At 35.2% G+C, this 21520-nt stretch carries 27 protein-coding genes and 2 pseudogenes; 13 read left to right on the top strand and 16 right to left on the bottom strand.

Annotation, left to right across the window (positions count from 1 at the left end; genetic code table 11):
• Positions 1 to 10 precede the first annotated feature (10 nt).
• Genes JCM19055_RS12580 through JCM19055_RS12565 form a run of 4 tightly spaced genes read left to right on the top strand, consistent with a single transcriptional unit; the run spans position 11 to position 2274 of the window.
• Complete coding sequence (locus JCM19055_RS12580) at positions 11 to 1099, top strand: endospore germination permease (RefSeq protein WP_042359974.1); 1089 nt, start codon at positions 11 to 13, stop codon at positions 1097 to 1099.
• Positions 1096 to 1524, top strand: a complete 429-nt coding sequence (locus JCM19055_RS12575; RefSeq protein ID WP_042359973.1) for a hypothetical protein — start codon at positions 1096 to 1098, stop codon at positions 1522 to 1524. The genes JCM19055_RS12580 and JCM19055_RS12575 overlap by 4 nt, the downstream gene beginning before the upstream one ends.
• The gene (locus JCM19055_RS12570) at positions 1490 to 1810 is read left to right on the top strand and encodes a hypothetical protein (protein ID WP_265182103.1); all 321 of its coding nucleotides are present in this window, start codon (positions 1490 to 1492) and stop codon (positions 1808 to 1810) included. The genes JCM19055_RS12575 and JCM19055_RS12570 overlap by 35 nt, the downstream gene beginning before the upstream one ends.
• Positions 1811 to 1815: 5 nt before the next feature.
• The gene (locus JCM19055_RS12565; protein WP_265182102.1) at positions 1816 to 2274 is read left to right on the top strand and encodes a Ger(x)C family spore germination C-terminal domain-containing protein; all 459 of its coding nucleotides are present in this window, start codon (positions 1816 to 1818) and stop codon (positions 2272 to 2274) included.
• Positions 2275 to 2497: 223 nt separating this feature from the next.
• On the opposite strand, the pseudogene JCM19055_RS12560 reads toward JCM19055_RS12565, so the two are convergent.
• The 11 genes and pseudogenes from JCM19055_RS12560 to JCM19055_RS31795 all read right to left on the bottom strand — a co-directional run bounded on the left by JCM19055_RS12560 (position 2498) and on the right by JCM19055_RS31795 (position 10007).
• Positions 2498 to 3312 (bottom strand): annotated as a pseudogene (locus tag JCM19055_RS12560) (hydroxymethylglutaryl-CoA lyase).
• A gap of 62 nt (positions 3313 to 3374) precedes the next feature.
• Positions 3375 to 4580, bottom strand: a complete 1206-nt coding sequence (locus JCM19055_RS12555; RefSeq protein WP_042359970.1) for a CaiB/BaiF CoA-transferase family protein — start codon at positions 4578 to 4580, stop codon at positions 3375 to 3377.
• Positions 4534 to 6095: pseudogene (locus JCM19055_RS12550) on the bottom strand (tripartite tricarboxylate transporter permease). The gene JCM19055_RS12555 and the pseudogene JCM19055_RS12550 overlap by 47 nt, the downstream one beginning before the upstream one ends.
• 253 nt (positions 6096 to 6348) lie before the next feature.
• Positions 6349 to 6570, bottom strand: a complete 222-nt coding sequence (locus JCM19055_RS12540; protein WP_042359967.1) for a hypothetical protein — start codon at positions 6568 to 6570, stop codon at positions 6349 to 6351.
• Positions 6571 to 6582: 12 nt separating this feature from the next.
• On the bottom strand, positions 6583 to 6837 hold the full coding sequence (locus JCM19055_RS12535) for a hypothetical protein (protein WP_042359966.1): 255 nt from the start codon (positions 6835 to 6837) through the stop codon (positions 6583 to 6585).
• Complete coding sequence (locus JCM19055_RS12530; RefSeq protein WP_042359965.1) at positions 6828 to 7574, bottom strand: tripartite tricarboxylate transporter substrate-binding protein; 747 nt, start codon at positions 7572 to 7574, stop codon at positions 6828 to 6830. The genes JCM19055_RS12535 and JCM19055_RS12530 overlap by 10 nt, the downstream gene beginning before the upstream one ends.
• A 12-nt stretch (positions 7575 to 7586) precedes the next feature.
• Positions 7587 to 7835 (bottom strand): hypothetical protein, encoded by a 249-nt coding sequence (locus tag JCM19055_RS30925; RefSeq protein ID WP_305047347.1) that lies wholly within the window; start codon positions 7833 to 7835, stop codon positions 7587 to 7589.
• Positions 7804 to 7977, bottom strand: coding sequence for a hypothetical protein (locus tag JCM19055_RS30920; protein WP_305047346.1), 174 nt, complete (start codon positions 7975 to 7977; stop codon positions 7804 to 7806). Before JCM19055_RS30920 ends, JCM19055_RS30925 begins: the two co-directional genes overlap by 32 nt.
• A 111-nt stretch (positions 7978 to 8088) precedes the next feature.
• Entirely contained in the window at positions 8089 to 9324 is a 1236-nt protein-coding gene (locus JCM19055_RS12520; RefSeq protein ID WP_042359964.1) for a 3-isopropylmalate dehydratase large subunit, read from the bottom strand.
• Positions 9305 to 9925 (bottom strand): IclR family transcriptional regulator, encoded by a 621-nt coding sequence (locus tag JCM19055_RS12515; protein ID WP_042359963.1) that lies wholly within the window; start codon positions 9923 to 9925, stop codon positions 9305 to 9307. Before JCM19055_RS12515 ends, JCM19055_RS12520 begins: the two co-directional genes overlap by 20 nt.
• The gene (locus JCM19055_RS31795) at positions 9912 to 10007 is read right to left on the bottom strand and encodes a helix-turn-helix domain-containing protein (RefSeq protein WP_370543123.1); all 96 of its coding nucleotides are present in this window, start codon (positions 10005 to 10007) and stop codon (positions 9912 to 9914) included. The genes JCM19055_RS12515 and JCM19055_RS31795 overlap by 14 nt, the downstream gene beginning before the upstream one ends.
• 931 nt (positions 10008 to 10938) lie before the next feature.
• On the opposite strand from JCM19055_RS31795, the gene JCM19055_RS25510 reads away from it, so the two are divergent.
• Positions 10939 to 11418, top strand: a complete 480-nt coding sequence (locus tag JCM19055_RS25510) for a transposase (RefSeq protein ID WP_081833665.1) — start codon at positions 10939 to 10941, stop codon at positions 11416 to 11418.
• A gap of 220 nt (positions 11419 to 11638) precedes the next feature.
• Here JCM19055_RS25510 and JCM19055_RS12500 read toward each other — a convergent pair whose 3' ends face one another.
• The 5 genes from JCM19055_RS12500 to JCM19055_RS31780 all read right to left on the bottom strand — a co-directional run bounded on the left by JCM19055_RS12500 (position 11639) and on the right by JCM19055_RS31780 (position 13899).
• Entirely contained in the window at positions 11639 to 12094 is a 456-nt protein-coding gene (locus JCM19055_RS12500) for an STAS domain-containing protein (RefSeq protein WP_042359960.1), read from the bottom strand.
• On the bottom strand, positions 12069 to 12470 hold the full coding sequence (locus JCM19055_RS12495) for a hypothetical protein (protein WP_042359959.1): 402 nt from the start codon (positions 12468 to 12470) through the stop codon (positions 12069 to 12071). Before JCM19055_RS12495 ends, JCM19055_RS12500 begins: the two co-directional genes overlap by 26 nt.
• Positions 12471 to 12978: 508 nt before the next feature.
• Positions 12979 to 13221, bottom strand: coding sequence for a hypothetical protein (locus JCM19055_RS31790; RefSeq protein WP_370543122.1), 243 nt, complete (start codon positions 13219 to 13221; stop codon positions 12979 to 12981).
• A gap of 28 nt (positions 13222 to 13249) precedes the next feature.
• Positions 13250 to 13432, bottom strand: coding sequence for a phytanoyl-CoA dioxygenase family protein (locus JCM19055_RS31785; protein WP_370543113.1), 183 nt, complete (start codon positions 13430 to 13432; stop codon positions 13250 to 13252).
• A 281-nt stretch (positions 13433 to 13713) separates the two neighbouring features.
• Positions 13714 to 13899: a hypothetical protein gene (locus JCM19055_RS31780; RefSeq protein WP_370543112.1), complete on the bottom strand. Its 186-nt coding sequence runs from the start codon at positions 13897 to 13899 to the stop codon at positions 13714 to 13716.
• Positions 13900 to 14371: 472 nt separating this feature from the next.
• Here JCM19055_RS31780 and JCM19055_RS23895 point away from each other — a divergent pair, with 472 nt between their 5' ends.
• From JCM19055_RS23895 to JCM19055_RS29580, 8 genes are all read left to right on the top strand, one after another.
• The gene (locus JCM19055_RS23895; RefSeq protein ID WP_052366289.1) at positions 14372 to 14824 is read left to right on the top strand and encodes a hypothetical protein; all 453 of its coding nucleotides are present in this window, start codon (positions 14372 to 14374) and stop codon (positions 14822 to 14824) included.
• Positions 14825 to 16426: 1602 nt separating this feature from the next.
• Complete coding sequence (locus JCM19055_RS12480; protein WP_042359958.1) at positions 16427 to 16819, top strand: helix-turn-helix domain-containing protein; 393 nt, start codon at positions 16427 to 16429, stop codon at positions 16817 to 16819.
• Between the two features lie 49 nt (positions 16820 to 16868).
• Positions 16869 to 17048 carry a hypothetical protein gene (locus JCM19055_RS12475; RefSeq protein WP_042359957.1) on the top strand — a complete coding sequence of 60 codons (180 nt, stop codon included), beginning with the start codon at positions 16869 to 16871 and terminating at the stop codon, positions 17046 to 17048.
• Between the two features lie 957 nt (positions 17049 to 18005).
• Complete coding sequence (locus JCM19055_RS12470) at positions 18006 to 18563, top strand: MerR family transcriptional regulator (RefSeq protein ID WP_265182101.1); 558 nt, start codon at positions 18006 to 18008, stop codon at positions 18561 to 18563.
• Between the two features lie 202 nt (positions 18564 to 18765).
• Positions 18766 to 19710, top strand: coding sequence for a hypothetical protein (locus JCM19055_RS12465; RefSeq protein ID WP_265182100.1), 945 nt, complete (start codon positions 18766 to 18768; stop codon positions 19708 to 19710).
• Positions 19707 to 19895 carry a hypothetical protein gene (locus tag JCM19055_RS29585; RefSeq protein WP_265182099.1) on the top strand — a complete coding sequence of 63 codons (189 nt, stop codon included), beginning with the start codon at positions 19707 to 19709 and terminating at the stop codon, positions 19893 to 19895. The genes JCM19055_RS12465 and JCM19055_RS29585 overlap by 4 nt, the downstream gene beginning before the upstream one ends.
• Complete coding sequence (locus tag JCM19055_RS12460) at positions 19895 to 20173, top strand: hypothetical protein (RefSeq protein WP_042359955.1); 279 nt, start codon at positions 19895 to 19897, stop codon at positions 20171 to 20173. Before JCM19055_RS29585 ends, JCM19055_RS12460 begins: the two co-directional genes overlap by 1 nt.
• 288 nt (positions 20174 to 20461) lie before the next feature.
• Positions 20462 to 20623 (top strand): hypothetical protein, encoded by a 162-nt coding sequence (locus JCM19055_RS29580; protein WP_265182098.1) that lies wholly within the window; start codon positions 20462 to 20464, stop codon positions 20621 to 20623.
• Positions 20624 to 21520 lie beyond the last annotated feature (897 nt).

Below are 21520 nucleotides of genomic sequence, written 5' to 3'. Positions count from 1 at the left end.
AGGTACGTAAGTGAAGAACTCCACTCTTTTGGGAAGAACACAATTATATTGGTTTTTTGTTCATGCACAAATTGGAGTTGGATTATTCTCCTTATCAAATAGTGTCTATAATTTTGCTAAAACCGACGGGTGGATCTCTTTATTCATAGCCGCTTTAATCGTACAAGCAGTCCTTTATTGCTTATACCGATTAAACAAACGGTTTCCACATGACTCTTTATACATGGTTATTGAGAAAGTATTTGGTAAAGTTTTTAGTAAAATTATTATAGTGATTTTACTAAGTTATTTTATTTTGATTGCTGCACTTGTTCTAAAAGGTTTTTCACAATTAATAGCTATATGGATTTTAAACTTAACCCCAGAACCTATATTCTTAACTCTCTTTTTGTTTGCTTGCCTCTCCTTGTTAATGTCATCACTAACTATAATTGGTAGGGTAATGGTACTTACTGCTCCAATCATTCTTTTAATCCCCATAATTGCAAGTTATGCTTTTGTTTATGGAGATTATTTAAATCTCTTACCTTTAGGACTTGCAGATTCACACGGTATATTTCAAGGTATTTTTGCATCTATGTTTGCAATTAATGGTTTTATTGTAACTTCTGTCGTTTTGCCTTATACAGAGGGTACGCCAAAGCAAAAATACAAAGTAATAACTTTAGCTCATTGGAGTGTTACTATTATTTACATCATTGTATTTTTAACTTCATTACTAACTTTTAGTCATGGTGAAATGAAACTTTTACCTGAACCTTATCTATACATGATTAAGTCCTTTTCCTTAACAGTAATTGAACGCCTTGATTTAATTTTCTTATCGATTTGGTCAATCAGTATTATCACCACATATGTAATTTTTGTTTATTGTGGTGTGATGGGGTTAATGAAGATATTTGGTACAACACGCTATCGATTACTTGCTTTTATAACAGTCATCATTACCGCAGTGCCGAATTTAATGCAGATTTCCACTTATCAATATGAGCATTGGCTAAAATTTATTAATATCCCTAGCGCGTACTTAACCTTTTTATTACCCTTATTTTTATTTATTATCGCCAAACTGCGACGTATTAAGGGGGCAAGTCTATGAGAAAAGTGCTTATTTGCTTCTCAGTACTCTTGTTATTAACCGGTTGCTGGGATCAAAGACTTGTTAAAGATATTAATCTTATCTATTCACAAGCACTTGATCAAACTGATGATGGCTTAATTGAAACCACAATCGTTACAATTGGTGGAGCTCAGATGCAAAGCGGCTCTCAAAGTGAAACATCAACAGAGCCTGCTGTTATTTCAGCCACTGGGTATACGCCACGCGATAGTCGAATGAATTTGGATCGAAAAGTTTCAGGTCAACTATTCACTTCAAAGAACCGAGTAACCTTACTAAGTGAAGCTATTGCTCAAGAAAATATATATTCTGTACTTGATGTTCACTATCGATCACCTCTATCCACCACAAATGCACATATTGCAGTGGTTGAGGGAGAAGCTAAAAAAAGTTTTAAACGTTAAAAACGTAGAAAGCCCCCTTGTGAGCGATTATATAGGTGATTTACTTTATAGTTTAAAAGACAATATGCTTATACCTGACCCTTCATTGGAAGTAGTAATGAGTGATATTTTTGACGAAGGTCTAGACACTGCACTTCCTTTGTTAACAGTTGTTGACGATGAAAGTGTTGCTTTAAAAGGCTTAGCACTGTTTGACCAAGATCAAATGACTGGAAAAATTGATGCAGATCAGACATTAAGACTTTTACTGATGGATAAAAAAAAGAGTAAAACCTCGACGATTTAATATACGTGTTAACGATAATGAAAAAAAATCCAATTGAGAATTACGTTACGGTTGATGTGGAGGAGAAAAAGCGTGATTTAAAAATTATCAAAGAGTTTAATGGGGAGTATTCAGCCAATATTGATTTGACATTAATGTTAAACGTTGTAGAGTACCCTAAAGACACTTTGTATATTGAAGAGCACACAGAAAGGTTAAATGAAGCAATCAAAAACAAATTACAAGTAGAGTGTGAAGAAGTGATACGCTTAATACAAGAAGCAAATTGTGATTACTTTGGAATTGGAAAGCATATTATGGCTTATCATTACGAAGATTGGAAACAGATGGATTGGGAAGAAAAATATCAACAAATGACAATTAATACATCGGTGGAAACCGAGATCATCTATCATGGCATTGTAACTAAGGTTGCTAATAACTTAGTGTGTCATGATATAAATTACTCTCCACACCCAAAATGAAATTTCTTTTTTTTCTCCTCAACAAATTAGTAAATATAAAAGAAAATCAAGCGCTCACTTAGATTTTTTTAAGTCAGCGCTTGATCGATTGATAAAACTTCTCTATCTGCAATCCTAACATTGATATAACAGTCTACTGGCATTATATCTTAAAAAAACTTTTACAGTCAGGTCACTCGCTGCTTACCCGGTGCTTTATGCAGATCTTTTGCTTTCCCAGCTTTCAACAAAAACTATCGACATACTTAGGGAATAGTTTTTCAAGATCTCTAGCAACTCCCAATACCTTATCAAGGTTCACCCCTGTCTCTATACCCATCTCTTCAAAGCCATGTACAAGGTCTTCTGTAGCAATATTTCCACTTGCATTTGGGGCGTAGGGACATCCGCCGATTCCACCTGTTGAGCTATCAAAATCCACCACACCTTCTTCCAAGGCAGTGACAGCATTGGCAAAAGCCATTCCACGCGTGTTGTGCAAATGGATAGAGAAAGTAAAATGAGGGTATACATTCATGAGATGGCGAAGAATTTTTCGCACATTTTTGGGGTTGCCCATTCCAGTTGTGTCAGCCAATGAAACATTTGTAATGCCTAATTGTGCATACTTTGCACAGATTTTTTCATGGCGTTCAATTGGTATTTCTCCTTCATAAGGCATCCAAAGGCCACTGCAATACTACCAGTCATTTTCATATTATAAGTTAAAGCTTTCTCCGCAACACTTCGATATCGTTCTAACGCATCAAAAGTATTAGCATTTGCATTATATAAGCTATGTGAATCACTGCCAGATAGCATGAGCTTTACCTTTTTAATGCCTAAGGCATGCGCTCGTTCCAATCCTCTTTCATTTGGTACAAGAGCTCGAAGGATAACTGGTTGATTCCGATCAATTTCTTTAATAACTTCATCAGCATCTTGTAACTGCGGTACAGCTCTTGGACTTACAAATGACGTTACTTCAAGTTCATGAAATCCGCATTCAACTAATCGATTAATAATCCTTACCTTCGTATCTTTATCAAAAGACGGCATACTTTGAAATCCATCTCTTGGACATACCTCATGAATATTTATTTTCATATTATTGTACCTCCTTAAATAACACCTTGTTGTTTTAAAGCTTGGATTTTATCTTCTTTCAATCCAATCATGTCAGTAAGAATCTCTTCGTTATGTTCACCAAGGTCTGGTCCAACGTTTGTCACTTTTCCTGGTGTTTCTGAAAACTTTGGTACTACACCAGGCATTTTCACGTTACCTAAGCGAGGATGACTCATTTCTATTATATTTTCACGTGCTTTGTAATGAGGATCAGAGAAAATGTCTTCAATACTATTTATCGCACTAATTGGAACACCATACTCATCTAGGTGAGCTAAAAGCTCTTGACGATTCCACAACTTTACCCAATCAGCAACGATACCATTCGTCTCTTCAAATCTCTCTAGGCGTACTGAGTTTGTGTAATAACGTTCGTCCTTAAGCATATCATCTCGATTCATTGCTTTAGCTAAACGGGCAAACGTAGAATCAGAACTTGTGACAAGAACAAGCCAATGACCATCTTTGGTTTGGAACGTTCCCGCTGGACTAGAATGTCCACTTAACCCTGGTGATCGCTCTTTCACGACTTCATTTTGATCGTAATCTGCAACCAGGAATTCCATCATACGAAACATAGACTCATATAAACCAATATCAACGATTTGCCCTTCACCCCCTTGCGCATCTCGATAATATAGCGCTGCACATGCAGCGAACGCTACATACACACCAGTAATATAATCTAACAAAGAAAAAGAAGGGCTAATTGGAGGACGATCCGAGTACCCTTGTAAATACGTATAGCCGCTAAATGCTGTAGCCGGTGTCCCAAAGCCTGCCTTTGGTGAGTACGGCCCTGTCTGTCCATATCCGGTGACACGAATCATTATGACCTTTTCATTATATTGCTTTAATTGTTCATAGCTTAAATTCCATTTCTCCAAAGTTCCAGGTCTGAAATTTTCAATAATTAGATCAGATTCTCTAACTAATTGTTTTAAAATCTTCTGTCCTTCTTCATGATGTAAATCAAGTGTCAATGATTTCTTGTTTCTTGCGAGCCCAGGCCACCGAAGTGGCTCCCCATCTTTAAAAGGACCCATACTACGAAGGGAATCTCCTTTACAGGGCATTTCAACTTTAATTACTTCTGCACCAAAATCTGATAGTAACGTGGCTCCATAGGGTGCAGCAATCATGGTAGATAGATCAAGGATTCGTATACCGACGAGAGGTCCTGAACGTTGCTGAATCATTTAGAGTTCTCCTTCTGTTAACTTTTCTTTTTTTTCTAGCCCATATCTTTTGCACGAGAGGTAGAATAAACAGTAACATTGTAATTACAAACATCGTCGTAAAAATTGGTCGCTCAAAAAGTGATAAGTATTGTCCTTCATAAATCAAGAGTGTCCTTGTCATCTCACCATCAATCGTTGCACCAAGAATAAGACCTAAAAGTACAGCAATCAATGGATAATCAAGCTTACGCATCACAAGAGCAAGAACTGCAAAACCTAATGTTAGTACGACATCTAAATAAATACCTCTTACCGAGAAAGCACCTAGTAACGAGAAAATTGCCACAATAGGTATGATAAGACGCGCAGGGGCCAGTACTAACTTACTGAAATACCAGACAAAAATAAAACCAATAAATAAAAGAAAGAACGCCTGAATAATGTTTCCAATAATAACAGCGTACGTCAGATCCATATGGTCACGAATAAGGTATGGTCCTGGTGTTAAACCATGAATCATAAACGCCGCCATTAACACGGCAGTTGCACTACCTCCTGGTATGCCGAAGGTAAGCATTGTGGCCATGCCTCCTCCTTCTGAAGAGCTGTTGGCAGTTTCTGCAGCAATTAGACCACTGTCTTCTCCTTTCCCGAAATTATCCTTGTTTTTCGAGAAAGTTTGCGCTTGAGAATAGCTAACTAAAGAAGCCACTGTAGCTCCTGCAGCAGGCAAAACTCCAATAAAGATTCCAATGATAATGGAACGTATAGTGTTAACCTTCTGCTTAATAACCAACATGCAACCTTTCACAAAGTCTTTTAAACTTCTCTGAATATGAGTCGTTTTATCACCAACAATGAACTTTTGCTGTACAAGATAGAAAAGTTCAGAGATAGCCAAAAGCCCCATTAAAGCAGGAACAATTTGAATACCTTCATATAATTCAATTTGACCAAATGTCCCTCTTTCACGTCCGTAAGCCGTTGCTCCGATAGACCCTAGAAGTAAACCAAGAAACCCAGCAATGAGTGCTTTGGATAGGTTCCCTTTAATCATGCTAATAATTGAAAGAGCAAAGACAGCAAGCATTAACATTTCAGGTGCTTGAAAAAGTAAGACAAAGTTACCCATTGACTGAATGAGAAAGAAAACGACAATATAACTCACCAAACACCCAATTACAGATGACATGAGACCAGCCCCGAGGCTTCATTCTGCCGCCCTTGTTTCGTCATAGGGTAACCGTCAAGTGTAGTAGCAACAGCACCTGGCGAGCCTGGAATATTAAGCATTACAGCTGTAATGCCGCCTGCATATACAGAACCTGTAAACATTCCCGAAAGAAACATAATGGCATCCAGTGGCTGCATTGTATACGTTAGCGGTAAAGTTAAAGCGATTCCAAGCGCTCCAGATACTCCAGGAACTGCACCGAGAATTACACCGACAACTAAACCTAAAATAATAAATAGGAGTACTTGCCAACTCAGAACAATTTGTAAACCGTCTAGTAAAGCAGGTACATCAATCAAATAAACACCTCCTCATTAAATCAATAATCCAGTTGGAATATTAACTTGTAAAAAAAATACAAAAATTAAGTAAATGATTGATAGAACAACTATTGGAAGTAGTGTCATCTCCCAAACCTTTCTACTTTTTAGATAAAAGTTAAGTCCAATAAAAAAAGAGTATGGTTGATGAAAAAAAAGCCTAAAATTGGGATTGAAATTACATATAGTACCAGTGACAGCAATAGCATTGCTTGCTTACTCGCAATCCAAATCATAAAATCTCGAACAAGCGACGTTCGTCATTGCGAAGGCGTATCATCTTATAAACTGAGAAACTACCTCTTAAAAATATTAAAACCATTAACCCTACGGCTATAACTTCAACTAGTACTCGCTCTTCAGGTTCAGGTAATGACTGTACATCAATGTAATAATAGGCTGTAAATGACCCCACAAACAATAAAAATAGAAATTGTTTCATTTCTGCTGCCATGTCACAAACCACCTATTCAAATAGATTGCGATATTCATTCATCAGTTGAAAAGTATCTTCTAAAAGAACATGTGTATCTTCTTCTGTTATCCAAGTAAAGTACATATCCTGTGTTTCTCCCCATTCGTTAAATTCCTCACTCTTTGCTGCGGACTCTATCGCTTCTGCTAGTATTTCATACCGTTCTGGATATTCTTCTCTAAAACTTGCTTTCACTTGAGCAAAACGGCGGTTAGAGATAACAGGCATCTCACTATTTATACCCATTTCGTCGAGTTCTTCATTGATGAGAGGAATTTCTGGACGCTGCTCATAAGGCTCATCAGAGAAGACTGCCAAAGCACGTAAATCATCTCCCCACCTGCAATTGTTCCTTCAACATCCGATGCCATGAAATCTACTTCTCCGCCTAGTAAAGCTGTTCTTATTTCTGCCCCACCGTCGTAAGGGATGTCCCTAACTTCTAAACCCAATTCATTCGATAATATTTTAATAGAAGTATCTGACCAAGAAGATGAAATCATAGAATAACTTAGAGTATTTGGATTCTGCTCAATGTCTAGGAGTAAATCTTCTAACGTTTGATATTCAGAGTCACTAGGCACCCATATAGCAATTGGCGATTCATGAATGATTCCCATATAATCAAAATCCTCGAATTCATAAGACGCTCCACGTAGAATAGTTGCTTCAAAGTGAGGGTGCGAGTTATAAATGAAGTATGTTCCATCGTTTGAATCTTGTTGAAAATGGCTTGTTGCACCAATAGCACTTGCACCACCCTCGCGATTGTCAACAAGAATTCTTACACCCAACTCTTCTCCCATTACAGAAGCTAATGCCCTTGCTTGTCGGTCAGCAGTACCTCCAGTCGGAAAAGGAACCACCATTGTAATTTCTTCATCGGGCCATGTAGACGATTGAGCATCAGAATCCGCACTTTCATTACAAGCAGACAATAAAAGTATTGTACACAGAATTACTAAATGATTTTTCTTAAACATTATTTAACCTCCTTATAGTTGATAACTTTTATATTTTTTTAAGTAATCATCTAACCCGCCTTCTTCAAAGATTCGAATCATTATGTCAGGCATCACAGTCCCTTGATATTCTTCTTTGGTAGTAAGATTAAGAACCGTTCCTTGTGAGAGATTAACCTCAACAGAGTCCCCTTTTTCTATCTTGTGATTGGGTACTTCAATAACCGGCATACCCACATTCACTGAGTTTCTAAAAAAATATCCTTGCAAAAGAACGAGCAATAATAATTGAAATCCCTTTTGATTTAATCGCGAGTGGAGCTTGTTCTCTTGAGGATCCACAACCGAAATTCTCCCCTACAACAAGGATGTCACCATTTTTGGCTTTTTTTTGAGAATCCAGGATCCAAATCTTCAAGTACATGTTCTGCAAAACTTGAATAATCTAATGTTTTAGTATACTTCCCAGGAATAATTCTATCGGTATCAATATTATCAATTTTATATACATGTGTGTTTCCTATATATTTCATAATTAAAGTGATCCTTTCTTTTCATAAGTAATCTCGCCATAAATCATTGTTTGGGCGACAACACTAGGCGAACTTAAATATACATTTGCTTTTGGATTCCCCATTCTGCCTGGAAAGTTACGATTAGTAGATGAAATGACATTTTCTCCATTCCCTGGTACCCCCATATGTGTACCTACGCACGGACCACATCCAGAAGTTAAAAATGTCGCGCCCGAATTCATTAAAATTTGTGCCGTACCATCTGACATAGCATCATGAAACACTTTTCTAGATGCTGGGGCAATTAGTAGTCTAGTACCCTTTTTAATCTTCTTCCCTTCCAATACTCGAGCAGCCATTTGCAAGTCTTCAAGTTTTCCATTTGTACAACTACCGATAAATCCTTGATGAATTGTTGTTCCAACGAGGTCTTTTATATTTACCACGTGGTCTGGTGAATGAGGGACGGAAACTTGAGGCTGAAGGATTGAAGCATCGATTTCGTGAATGCTATCATAAACAGCATCTTCATCCGCAATGATACGCTCGAATGGTTCGGACCATTTTAAATTTTCAGTATCTACTATTCCTGCTTTCGCCCCCATTTCTATAGACATATTTGCAAGTGTCATTCTACTTGAAAGTGACATAGAACGAACTGCTGTCCCAGTGAACTCGATTGCTTTATAGGTCGCTCCCGAAATTCCTAGCTTACCAACAATATGTAAAATAATATCTTTACTCGAGACATCTTCAGGTAATTGACCATTTATTTCTATCTTTATTGTCTCCGGAACCTTAACCCATGTCTGACCAGTTAACCATACACCAGCCAAATCCGTAGAGCCTACTCCAGTAGCAAATGCGCCTAGTGCTCCATAAGTTACAGTGTGAGAATCTGCTCCCAGCACGACTTGACCTGGTTGTACATGATGATTGTCAACCATCAGCTGGTGACAGATCCCTTCCCCCACATCATAAAGTCGAATATTCTGTTTCTTTGCAAAGTCACGCATTGATTGATGTAAGTTCGCTATCCTTTCATTAGGTGCAGGTGATGCGTGATCAATTACAAGTGTGATGGATTCAGGATTTACAACCTGCTCTCCACCCATTTCCTTAAAACTCTTCATAGCGATAGGAGCAGTGGCATCCGTTGCCATAGTTGAATCCACATTAATAATAGTCATCTCTCCAGCATAAACTGATTTCTTACTATGATTGGAAATAATCTTCTCAATAACTGTTTTTCCCATGTTGTACCTCCAACTTTTTATGTCCCATTTTATTTGAAATTTCGCTTGTTGCCTTTTTAACTTTTTCAATCATATTCTGTTCCATTTCTTCATCGAGCCTACCAGCATGCCCTGATATAGTTAGAGCAGCAATCATGGTATCGTTTGCATCAAATATTGGTGAAGATATTGAATAAGCACCCATTACACGATCATTTTTACTTACAGCTACTCGTTGTTCTTTAAAATAATTTAGCTCCTTGTAATAAATGGAGCGGTCAATTTCTTTATTATGTTCTTTTTCCCATTCTTGAATTACTTCTTCAGTAAAATTCCGATCAGAATAAGCAAGAAATATCTTGCCAGACGCCCCTTTAACAAGCGGGTAATGAATGCCTAATCGAACGTAATGAGTTAAATCTTGTGTGCCATCTAGCTTATCAATACATATACGTCGATTAGCTTGTAGAATATTTAAACTAACAGATTCTCCCAGTTCCTGAGAAAGCGCTTTCAGGTTTTTCATTGCAGCTTGCCGTACATTTAAAGATTCCGTTACAATCTGTGCAAACCTGATAAAAGGAAAGCCTAACTTGTATTCTCCCTGATCAGTTTTTTTCAATTAGCCCTTTTGTTATTAGTGTGTTAAGTAAACGAAAAACTGTTGGTCGTTTCAAACCTGTTCTTTCTATGAAATCTTTCATAGTTAAGGTAGGCTCCGAAGTAGTAAAGCAGAAAAGCAAATCCATTGCTCGATCAACCGATTGTACTAATTCCTTTTCTGTCATTTGTATTCGCCCTTTCTATGTCCATAATGCGGTCATTAAGTTCATAATACGGATTCTTTTTGTTATCTTAATGAAATCGTTATTTAATGTCAAGAGCTTGTTCAAACAATATTTTAAAACTCTTTGAAACAGCTACTAATTGAATATCATTATTAATAATTTGCACAATAAATTCACATACTATTTTTCTATGTCTTTTTGTTAAGAAATTAAATTAAGTTTAAATTTAAAAAGTAAAAAGATAAGACCTTTGATAAAAGTTATCTTAAACTTAATAAAAACAGAAAATTCAGTTATTTAATGGTGATTAAATGGTATTATCTTGGTTTACCACACTTATAAAACAAACATAGCTATTTAAAATACGGATTTATATCCTCATAAATGAAAATTCAATCTGTTAACGTATCAAATTACCTTGTTTCGATTAGCCGAATTCAAACAACGAAAGTAGATCGATCAGACACGGACAATTCGTCTCCAAACTGTCCGTGTCTGTGTGCCTGGGTTGTGCAATACCTGAAAAGGACTGGCCTCTTAGATGAATATATCGATCGTTGCATCGCTATTCGTGGAATTTAAAAAACAAATACATGACAACAGTAGATATAGCTTAAAACTAGATCAACGAGGAATAGTGAAAAACTTATGGTTCTATTTATAAAGTAAGGCAGAACACTCATGACTTCAGTCGTGAGTGTTCTGCCTTGAGGTCTTGAATTACCGGACACCGGAGTTTTATTCCATTCATAGTATACTTGTCATAAGAATATACATTTTCAGAACGTACATTCGCCTCGATATTAAAAGTCGAAGCTGATGCGCAGCCGTTGGTGTAGACCTTGGCATAACCGACTTCGCCATTCTTTCGAGCAGACTAAAAATCGACAACAATTGCTTCACAAAGGCGATGCGACAAAAGCTCGCTCGTGAGCAACGCAAATTATCACATCGAGCCATATGTAGCGAGATCCCGTTACACATGGCGAAAAACTACCAAAAGCAAAAGCGAAGCGTCGCTCGGCTCCATGAAAAAGTCGTTCAGCAACGAAACGACTTTTTGCATAATCTATCACCGAACTCATCCAAACCACGATGTGATTGTTGTGGTATTGTGGAAGACCTTCATACAAAAGGGATGCTTCGCAACCGTAAGCTGGCTTCTGCCATAGTAACGCCTTCTGGTCAACGTTTGTCACACAGCTCACGTACAAAGCCAACTGGTATGGGAAAACGATCATTAAGGTTGATCGCTAGTTCCCATCCTCACAGATCTATTCGAACTTGGCCATCGACATCACGACTGAAACATCAGCGCAGCCGTTAACATCCTTCAAAGGACTTAGAACAGCTGGACCTGCGGGGATCGCCTAGTCATGAATGAAACCCGCTGTCCAACATCCATCATGCTCGGTCAAGGTTTTTGCTTCTAGGAATCTCGGTACTTTTACTTTAGTGCCGAGTAGTTCAAACTCGCTCATCTGATTTAGAACCCTAGAGTTATTCTCTTATACTTAAAACTTTACCTTCCTCCATTTAAACTTCACCTAAAAATCTAGAGCGTTAAGCGCCTCATGAACATTTCGATATATTCTATATGATCTTATATTATGACCGAATCGAATAACCATACTAGCTAAATCAGATCTAACCCCAGTAATTATAGGCTCAATGCCTAACAATTCTAGTGATGAAGCTATATTGAAGCAACGTTCAATCACTTCATTATTTAGACGATACACTCCTGAAAAATCAAGAATTATAGTTGAAATAGACTGCTCTTTAATCATTGGAATTACATGATTGTAGATGTTCTCTGTATGACCCTCTGTTATTTCCCCAATAAGTGGCAAAACATTAACAAACTCTCTTACAGGAACTAGGGGTGTAGATACTTTAACGATTTCTCTTCTCATAATTTCAAGAGTTTCTTCGTTCTTACTATTATAATTATCAATAGAATCTATAATTGCTTGATCAAAAATTTGAATCGTTTTGTCCATAAGTATATGGCTGTTTTTTTGTAGAAACATTATTTTCATAACATTCCTCTTGTATGTAATGCAAAAGCTCAGAGCGATAAATCGTCAGTAACTCTACCATTGAACTTAAAGCTACATTCATTTCTGCTACTTGATTTTTAGGATCATAATCTAGGTTATTACTGCTTTCATTTACTCCTGAAAACTTTATAAGCTCACGCTTTATTTTTTTTATTAGTTTTTCTAACAATGTATAATGAATTTCAACAATGTCACCTTTAAAAAGGTGAGAATCGTCAATCTTACTTTTAGTATTTTTGAGTAGTTTTATCGTTAGGCTATCAACATTTTGAAATATGCTGTTAGATATTTCTGTAAGCTCTTTTGATCGTCCCAATTAATACCTACCGTCCTTTTTATCAAAAGTCTCAACCACATCAATACCCCCTTTTTTATCAACATAAACATCTTTACGTAACTTTATTCTTAATTTACTAAAACGTTGATATTTATTTATCAAATTCTCTTTATAATAATTCAATCAAACCTTTTTTAAAATAACCTTAAATTGCCTGCCTATCTTCGTGGAGATATTCTCTCGAATAGACTTTATGGTAACCCTAACAGCTGAATGGAAAATACTTTAATAAGTTAGGAACACCCTTACAAAAGCCAATGACAACATTCTCTTAGTCATTGAGGTTTATAAACCTAAGCTCTATTCATTAATAAGTACACATATTAAAAGACTGTTGAAAGGTACTATTTCAACAGTCTAGGATGAAAGGGGATGGTATACTTTTTCCCATATTAAAATTCCTTAAACCTTTTACATTAAAAATAATTAATTGAAATTTGTATAATTTATACAAAAAAAAGAAATCGATTAGTATATTCTTTTTATACTAGAATTTTTTTTCTTTAAATGTTGGTCGCGGTTCGAGAGGTTTTATAGGTTCTATGCGGTTACCGAGAAATTCTGGTCTTGCCTTTGCGTCACCAAAAGGTTTCTTTAATTTATTATAAATAGAGTTATACACAAAGAATACATTACTCCTAGGTAAAGGAGATATATTCCCCGCAGATCCATGCATAATATTACTTTCAAAAAAGAGTACCATACCCGCTTTGCCTGTTGCAGGAGCTATTTGTTGTCCATCCTTCTAAATTAAAAATTCAAACTACTTCAGGTATACCTAACTCTTGTTTCTGCAAGGATTTATTATAATTCTTATCCGGTGTTTCACCCGCACAAGAAACATACCATTTATGTGAACCAGGTATTAGCATTAATGGGCCGTTATATTCGTGATTATCCGTTAATGTGATAGACCAGCTAACAGCTCGGGGGCGTGGCATTCCGTCCTCCACATGCTAAGTTTCAAAATCAGAGTGTCAATAGAATTTTTTTTCCATGGTATCCAGGTTTAAAATTAATTCGAGATTGGTGTATATATACCTCACTGCCAACCAGTTGTTGAGCAGCTTTAACCAAGTAATCATTTGTTGCTAGTTTACTGAAAAAGTCACTATTTTTATGAATTTCAAAAACTGATCTATCTTCTTCCCCATTGGGTTCAAGTATTACATTATCTGCTCGTTTTCCCTTTTCTTCCTCTAAAGTTTGATGTAATTGCTAATCATTGTATCGATTTCATTTTTCGAGACAACTCATCCATAATTAAAAAGCCATTTTTTTCATATAAGTCAATGTCTGAAGAATTGAGAGGACCTTCAAATTTCCCACGATTATAAATGATTGGGTCTTCTCTTTTAATTACTTTTGTTTCATCAGATAAGCGTGATGGGTAATAATCTGTAATCATAAAGATTCCTCCATTCAGTTAAAAGTGTATAATTTGAGGACTCAAAAAAATTATTCCTCAGACTTAATAGTGATTAAACATTTAGATTCCTTAAATTATAATACTAATTATTTGATATTATTTATTAAATCTTTTATATAATTACTAGTGGACAATACATTATTTATAAAAAAATATCTAATTAGAGGCGATATATATGTTTGGAATTACTGATATACCACGTTTACTCATGTCTGCTTTAATAATATTACCTATTGTAATGATAATTCGAGAGAGTGGCTATTATTTAGTGGCAACTTTGTTAGGAGCAACAAATAAAAAAAATGACAATTGGGTGTGGCCCAATATTACTTAAAACTAAAACATTAGAGGTTAGAAAATATTTTTTTATGAACAGTTGGGTAGAATATGACGAAATTCGGCCGATAGTAAATTTTGGCATGGGTTAATATACTCTGCACCAATTATTAGTATGCTCGCAGTTGCCACTTTAATTAATTTCTTAGTAGGACAAAATGTGTTACCAGCAAATACATTTTGGGATATATTCTTATTCTACTTATTTTTTTATATATTGTTCGATGTAGTACCTGTCTATAATGCAGACGGTCAACCCACAAATGGACGAGCAATTTTTGATTTAATTTGGCATGGAGAATCATCTGATTTTGTTAAACCTGACGCGAATACTGAGAGTAAATCTATGCAACATATATCAAGTTATGAAGATGGCCTAGAAACAACCACTAATGCTCAAGCTGAAACAATAGCCAACATGAATAGAGATCAAAGAAACCGAGGAGATCACACTAGACCCGAGACATCATCAGAACATGATAATAGCACTTATACAGACGCACAAAATAAGACGATTCGAAACCGTAATCGGGATATGAAAGAAAGAGATGATCACAAATCCTTTTAATTAAAAATGCATTGTTTAACTATATAAATATATACCTTTCATACAAAAAACTTGCATTTAGAAGCAAGTTTTTGTATGAAAGGTGTATAGTAATTTTTACAGTGTACCACTACTGAAATTTTATTTTTAGAAAAAAAGCTTCTTTACAAAAGTTACAATATGCATAACATTGTTCAGAAATTAACTTTTTTTACGTATTCTTCGTTGTTTAAAAACTCTCTTTTTGTTTCAACAATACATTTATGTGAGCATTTGTCATTAATAAATCGGGTTTTATGAATTTTTTTTATGTCGTGATCAATTAGATAATTACTCACACAATTGACCTCCTTATATAAAATTAAAAATAAATCAATACTAAAAACTTTACTTAGCTTAATTTTATATAGAATATATCCCGGTCTCTCTAAGCATTATTAATGATTAAAATATACCAAAATGAAAGAATTTTTACTATTGAACTCCTTACAAACCGTACTATTATCACCTGTTTTTAGTAATAAATTCATTTTAGCTATTTATAGGCACCCTACAAATAAACTAAAAATCTAATTTAAACATTAGTTATTAGGAACTATTTTTGAAGGAAGAAGCAGCAAACCATTATATGGCTTACTGCTTCTTCCTTCAAGATAGATGTTGCCTGATGTAAATTAAATTTAAGAATTCTCTAGTTTATGTATTCCAAAGCTGTTTTTACATTTCTATAAATGATAAAACCGGAGAATATCACAACTAATTGAACCGTTGGTTAGGCATTTCTGGTCGAAGATCAGTTACTTAGTTAGGAACGAGATGATATTATAGCGCCTTTCTTATTGTAAATACAAATAAAAATTTAACCAAAATCGACCGTGAATTAAGTATGAAACCAAGTTAAAGTTTTATTAATATGGATTCAAATGACCAAAAAATTCATCGAATACGAACAGAAAGCCGAAAGACTTTACATTGGTACGTCTCTTATTAAAGTTGTACTTTGCATTCGTAATAACTTCCCCCACTCATTCTTCCACCAATCGATTATTGGATATCAAAGGAAAGAAATAAACCACGAGATTTATTAGCATTAACCTGTTTAAACTCTAATGCAGAGATCACAGTTGGCATATCAACAATGGTCTTAATTAAAGGTAATTATTATCGGCTAGCAAATTACTAGTTTTTTTATTTTATAAATTATCGATTACTTAAATGCATATTGGACCTATCAATTTCATTTAATCATCTACCCAATTGATAGTCGAATTGTAACTTGAATTTTATGCAGTTACTTTGTTTCACAACGCATAGCGAATTCTTCGTAAGGCCCTCGCACTTATGAAAGCATTGATTTAATACAAAAGCGAAACTTTTGTAAGGCTATGAATAACTCTAAAAAAAATTAACTTATATAAAATGACTTCTGTTATGATAAACATAGATACTTTTATAATAGCATTTCGTAACATTCCGCGATAATTTTTTTAAGCTTATGAAAACTTCGCAATGACCTTACGAATCGAGGTTGTGAAAAGAACGCGAAATTATTATAACCCTACGAAAGGTTGTGAACGTATATGGATGATGTAGAAGTTTTAAGAACATACACCCTAAAACAAATTGAAAAAAAAGTATAATATTAAAAGCTCTACAATACGAACTTGGGAAGATAAATATGATTTATTGGTTTTGCCGCGTGATCAAGAAAATCATCGGTACTTAACTAACGACGATGTCGATAACATACTACAAATAAAACAATATCGCGATGAGGGTCACTCAATTCCTACAATAAAACAGTTACTCGAAGAGGAAAAAGGCAGCAGGAAAGTGTCTAAAAGTGACAATGAGAGCAACAACCCTGCACCTATACTAGAAAGTAAAGATCAATTGGGAACATTTCTTTCTACCAAACTTAATGAAATTGCAAAAGCAAACCAAACATTTACAAGAGAATTATTAGAAAAAAAAGATCAACCGTTACTTAGAAGATCACAAACAAGAAGTAATTAACATACAAATAAGATCAGAAATTATTAGAAATGAACTCCGAATAGAGGCTTTGAAAAACTGGAAAGAAAAACCTGAAGAAGAACGCTATTATATTAATAAGAGATTCTTTATGACGTCTTATCAAGAAAAAACAGATGATAAAGAGATCTTTGTTAACCAATATATCGCTTCTAACCTTCCTTCAAGGTTAGAAGAAAATCATTTCAGTGACTTCAATGAGATTGAATGATCAATTAAAAATAACCAGGCCTGGTTATTTTGTTTAAAAGTAAGAATATACAATATTTCAACGACAGTCTTTGTATATAGAATCAATATGTACGGTGTGAAATTTCGACCGCATTCCCTCGTCACAAAATCTCTTATTTGTGAATTTCCGATATACATAGCGATAACTTCCGGTTTGTAAGTTCCACATCATCATTAATGAACATAGGGAAGATATGAATATATTCCATGTCCTCTTACAATCCCCTAGCTTATCTACCTGATTTGTGGAAAGATTGTCAAGATGAATTCAGGCTTCTTAACGCTAATTCATTACGCACAACTTCATGACGTTCTTCTTCCCTGTAATTTTTTTATAAAACGCCTGTAGTTTTATTTATGTATTAAATAGATGCACACCATTCTCTAGCTAGTCGCATGATCTCTTCGAAAACGATCTTATCTTTGCCTACTGTATCTTCTTAGATGATGCTTTAATTGTATCCCTTTGTATTTTCCTTTGATCTTGGCTATTTATAGCAATTTTCTTCTTCTCTTCCGTTTAAAACTCCCTCAAACTTGTACGCAGTCATTCTTTCCTTAACAAAATTTAATTGGTTAGACCTATATCAGTACAAACAACTTTCCAGGTCTTGAACCCTCCTCTTCCCAACCTTGATTCTTCACATCAATCATTTGATTTTAACTAAATTTGATCAATGCTATATTTTGAACCTTTGATTACAAAACTTATAAAAAATAATGTCGGGCGGAACCGAGACGGTCGGATGGATTTTATCGAATACAGGTTAATGTCGGACGGACGGTTTGTGAGGTTAGTTTTCGTTGGACGAGGTTATTATTGCTGTTATAATGGGGTTTATAAGTCTAAATGCGTTATGTCGGTCGACAAAGACGGCGGCCGGTAATTTTAAAAAACGGAGGGTGAGTTAATTTGGACGATAAGATATTGTATCGAATGAAAGATATTGTCAATGAAATGAATCTACCTCGAAGTACAATAACAGATTGGTTGAGCGATTTTCATATGTATATTCCAATACATCGTAATGGTTCAAGGAAATTATATAAGCGTGAAACAATAGATGTCCTCAGAGCAATACATGAATATCGTACAATGGAGATAGACAAACAGGAAATTATGTACAGACTCAAAGAGCGCTTTCCAATAGTTTTAGATGATGAAGATGATCGAGAAGCAGTAATAAAACATTTGGATCATATTCATTCAACTGACCAGGCGCATCCTGACTTGATGAATTTTATGCGACTTCAAGCAACAACAGTACGAGATCTACAAAAGGAACAAATTAAACTAAATGAGGTACTAGAAGAGCAAGAAAAAACTATTGCTTCATTAACTAATGAACAAGGGGACCATACTGCTAACTTGAACATTTTGGAAAATCGTATTAAAGAAATGGAAGATAAACATAGCAGGGAATATCAATCACTCAAGACCGAACTGGAAACAGAAAAGAATAAAACATGGTTGCAAAAGCTTCTCGGAAAGTGAATCATTCTCAAAAATCCTCTTATTATCCTCTATAAGGACAATAAGAGGATTTAAAATAGCGGAAATTTAATTTCCGAGGCTTATTATCCTTATTTTGTCCTTATTAAATACTTTTAAGTGATAAAAAGAGGACAATTACTTGCTAGAAAAGGAAAATCATGGCATTATTAAATTAATAAAATACTAATTGGAGGTTGACGAGATGACCACAACTAAAAATACTACAAAAGGTAACTCTAAAGGAGTTCAACCTAAATATAACCGTGTAATAGGGATTGATATTGGCAACGGGCTACTCAATATCCGCTCAGTGACTAATGAAGGGCGAAATTATTCACTTACATTACCAAGTGCCTTTGCATTTTACAAAGATGTAGGTGCGGCTGTATCAAACAAAGAATTAGATGTTAGCAAATTTGAAATTGAAGGTTCTGAGTATGCGTGGGGAGAAGAAATCAAGAAGATCTCGAAATTACAGTATAGTTATGGTCATGAAAATCGTTATCGTACGGATGCTTACAGTGTAATGGCAAAGATTGCTTTGGCTCGTGCTTATATGGACCTGGGAATTAAGCAAAATGATAAAGTATTAATCGTTACAGGGGTTCCATCTGGAGAAACCGGAACAATGCGTGAACATGAAATTGAAGCAGCATTCCTTGGCAAAGATGTAGACGATCCAGAATCAAAACCAGTCATACATGATGTAGTTGTTGATGGAAATCAAATTTATTTTAAAGTCGATGCTGTTAAAGTCTTACCACAGGCATTAAGTACAGTGCTTGGACGCTATTTAGATTTAGAAGGCATGGTAGAAGATGATGACTATGAAGAGATGAAAGTTGCTGTTATTGACATAGGTGGCGGTACAACGGATTTGGACATCGTGGACAACCTTCGACGTCTTAATGAGTACCAAAGCATCCCTAGAGGCTTTAGAGACGTCTATAACGCAATACGTGAGCAAATCACACATGATTTACCTGGACATCAAGTATCCGACTATAAATTACTCGATGTGCTCGAAGAGGGGAAAGAAAAAAAAGAGTATATTTATCTACATCAAAACGAGTTGATGGCGTTAATTTTACGAATACATTCAACCGTACTGTTCGTGAAATATCAATGGAAATCCAGGAATTGGTGACTTCAACTTGGAAAGATCACAGCGACATAGACGAAGTTCTGTTAGTCGGTGGTGGTGCTCACCATTTTGAACAACACATCACTAGAATCATTACGGGAATTACCATCCCAGATAATAACGGTAGTTCGAACGTAGAAGGCTACTATCGTTACGGAATTTATAAAATCAGCGAGGATGATGAATAATGGGTACGTATCGTTTGCCGCTTGATGATAAAATGGACAAAGATATTATTGAATGGCTTGATGGAATCTCTAACGGCCGTAAAGCCGAGATTGTAAGACAAGCTCTGCGCACTTACATTCAGGAATCCAATGCAGCCAACAGTTACTATATTAATCGTTTTCAAAGTGGTACGATTGATACATCAAGCACAACTGAAGTAACTAACACTATTCAGCAACCAAAACAAGATGAACCAGAACAATTAAAAAAAAGGAAACGACCAAAGTTAAATTTTTAAGAAAAGCCTCTTTTTAGGGGCTTTTTCTTTGCCCATAAATGAATATATCCAAAAACCAATTCATATAGTTCACTATGAACTCATTTCACGGTTTCACGGTTTCACCGTTTCATCATTTCATCATTTCACCAAGAAATCGTGAAACCATTTCCGGGGATAAATCATATTTTCAGGAGGTTTTGACGTTGAAAAAGGTAAAAGTAGAAGTAGCAAGAAAAGAGCGCTCCGATAAAAAAAACTCGAGTAAATGCTGCACTCGATCAAGATACTCATGAAAAACTTAAGAAATTGGCTATTAGTTGTGATATGCCAAAAACAATTCTTGCTGCTCACATGATTGGTTTTGTTTTAAATCATCCAGATCTAATCAAGTTTTATCAAGATCAATTCAATACCGATGATCAGTACCGTATTCGTCCTATTAATCAAGGAGGAAAAATCTATTATTAATTAATCCAATAATTCTTTGCAGTCTTACCGATTTTTCGATATTGCTTATAACATGGAATACAAAGTTTAAATGTTGATTTTGACGCTTCTTTATTACCGCAATGTTTACATTTCATATTGATCCCTCCCGTCTATTTAACATCATTGTTGACCAAAACACAGTTATATATTCAATAATCGATAAATTCATATAATTATTTTTTCTTAATAACAGTGCTTTTTCATGATTAACAAGGTTAGTTAAATAGAAATTGTTCTTTATAAACCAATACATCATCTAATTTTTTTTAAAAAAAAGATAACTCGGAGATCTATACAAATGCTTTTAGATATTGCGCGCTAGGTAACTTGTCGCTATCTGGTAAAACATACTTGTTTAATCGACAGTCCAATTCGTTCGGCAAGCACCTTTTGTAAATAATAAAGGTTCTATATAAAAGAAGAGCACTTAATACAGTTTCTCTCCTGATCAAACCTGCTTGTGCATTATGGAGTCAATTTTTATATTAATCGTCTCAGTGTTCCTTAACATTTTTTCTTTCAGCGTAAGCTCCGATGTATTGTTCATTTTCCCATCGTTCATTCTTCGTACGATAGGGAGAGATGATATAACGGCATAAAAACACTCGAGTTTTTATGCTTCTGGAACGTTTGAAACACATCGCCACATTTTAATAGCATTGACTGTTGACCTTTAATAAATCCGTGGCTTGAGCAACACAATCGAGGTTTTACCCTGATCTTTAAACGACAGTGCTTAATTGCATTAGCCTTACTTTGAGTAACAGTCATTCGATTGTTAATTACTAGATATTATTTTGTATTTATATATTTTTATATAGTTAGATGTCTACTGTATTACAACCATATAGTGATTCAACAAGAAAAGATTCATTG

Source organism: Geomicrobium sp. JCM 19055 (assembly GCF_000698185.1).
In the GTDB taxonomy this organism is placed as follows: domain Bacteria; phylum Bacillota; class Bacilli; order Bacillales; family Marinococcaceae; genus Geomicrobium_A; species Geomicrobium_A sediminis.
This window is presented reverse-complemented; position numbering and strand designations above follow the sequence as displayed.

Bases quoted from the DNA above. Each gene is read 5' to 3' on its own strand.
- JCM19055_RS12575 (WP_042359973.1), top strand. From the start codon at position 1,096: ATGAGAAAAGTGCTTATTTGCTTCTCAGTACTCTTGTTATTAACCGGT.
- JCM19055_RS12555 (WP_042359970.1), bottom strand. From the start codon at position 4,580: ATGATTCAGCAACGTTCAGGACCTCTCGTCGGTATACGAATCCTTGAT.
- JCM19055_RS12540 (WP_042359967.1), bottom strand. From the start codon at position 6,570: ATGGCAGCAGAAATGAAACAATTTCTATTTTTATTGTTTGTGGGGTCA.
- JCM19055_RS12535 (WP_042359966.1), bottom strand. From the start codon at position 6,837: ATGGGTATAAATAGTGAGATGCCTGTTATCTCTAACCGCCGTTTTGCT.
- JCM19055_RS12530 (WP_042359965.1), bottom strand. From the start codon at position 7,574: ATGTTTAAGAAAAATCATTTAGTAATTCTGTGTACAATACTTTTATTG.
- JCM19055_RS30920 (WP_305047346.1), bottom strand. From the start codon at position 7,977: ATGTACTTGAAGATTTGGATCCTGGATTCTCAAAAAAAAGCCAAAAAT.
- JCM19055_RS12520 (WP_042359964.1), bottom strand. From the start codon at position 9,324: ATGGGAAAAACAGTTATTGAGAAGATTATTTCCAATCATAGTAAGAAA.
- JCM19055_RS31795 (WP_370543123.1), bottom strand. From the start codon at position 10,007: ATGAAAGATTTCATAGAAAGAACAGGTTTGAAACGACCAACAGTTTTT.
- JCM19055_RS12500 (WP_042359960.1), bottom strand. From the start codon at position 12,094: ATGGACAAAACGATTCAAATTTTTGATCAAGCAATTATAGATTCTATT.
- JCM19055_RS31785 (WP_370543113.1), bottom strand. From the start codon at position 13,432: ATGCCACGCCCCCGAGCTGTTAGCTGGTCTATCACATTAACGGATAAT.
- JCM19055_RS31780 (WP_370543112.1), bottom strand. From the start codon at position 13,899: ATGATTACAGATTATTACCCATCACGCTTATCTGATGAAACAAAAGTA.
- JCM19055_RS23895 (WP_052366289.1), top strand. From the start codon at position 14,372: ATGCTCGCAGTTGCCACTTTAATTAATTTCTTAGTAGGACAAAATGTG.
- JCM19055_RS12470 (WP_265182101.1), top strand. From the start codon at position 18,006: ATGAAAGATATTGTCAATGAAATGAATCTACCTCGAAGTACAATAACA.
- JCM19055_RS12465 (WP_265182100.1), top strand. From the start codon at position 18,766: ATGACCACAACTAAAAATACTACAAAAGGTAACTCTAAAGGAGTTCAA.
- JCM19055_RS12460 (WP_042359955.1), top strand. From the start codon at position 19,895: ATGGGTACGTATCGTTTGCCGCTTGATGATAAAATGGACAAAGATATT.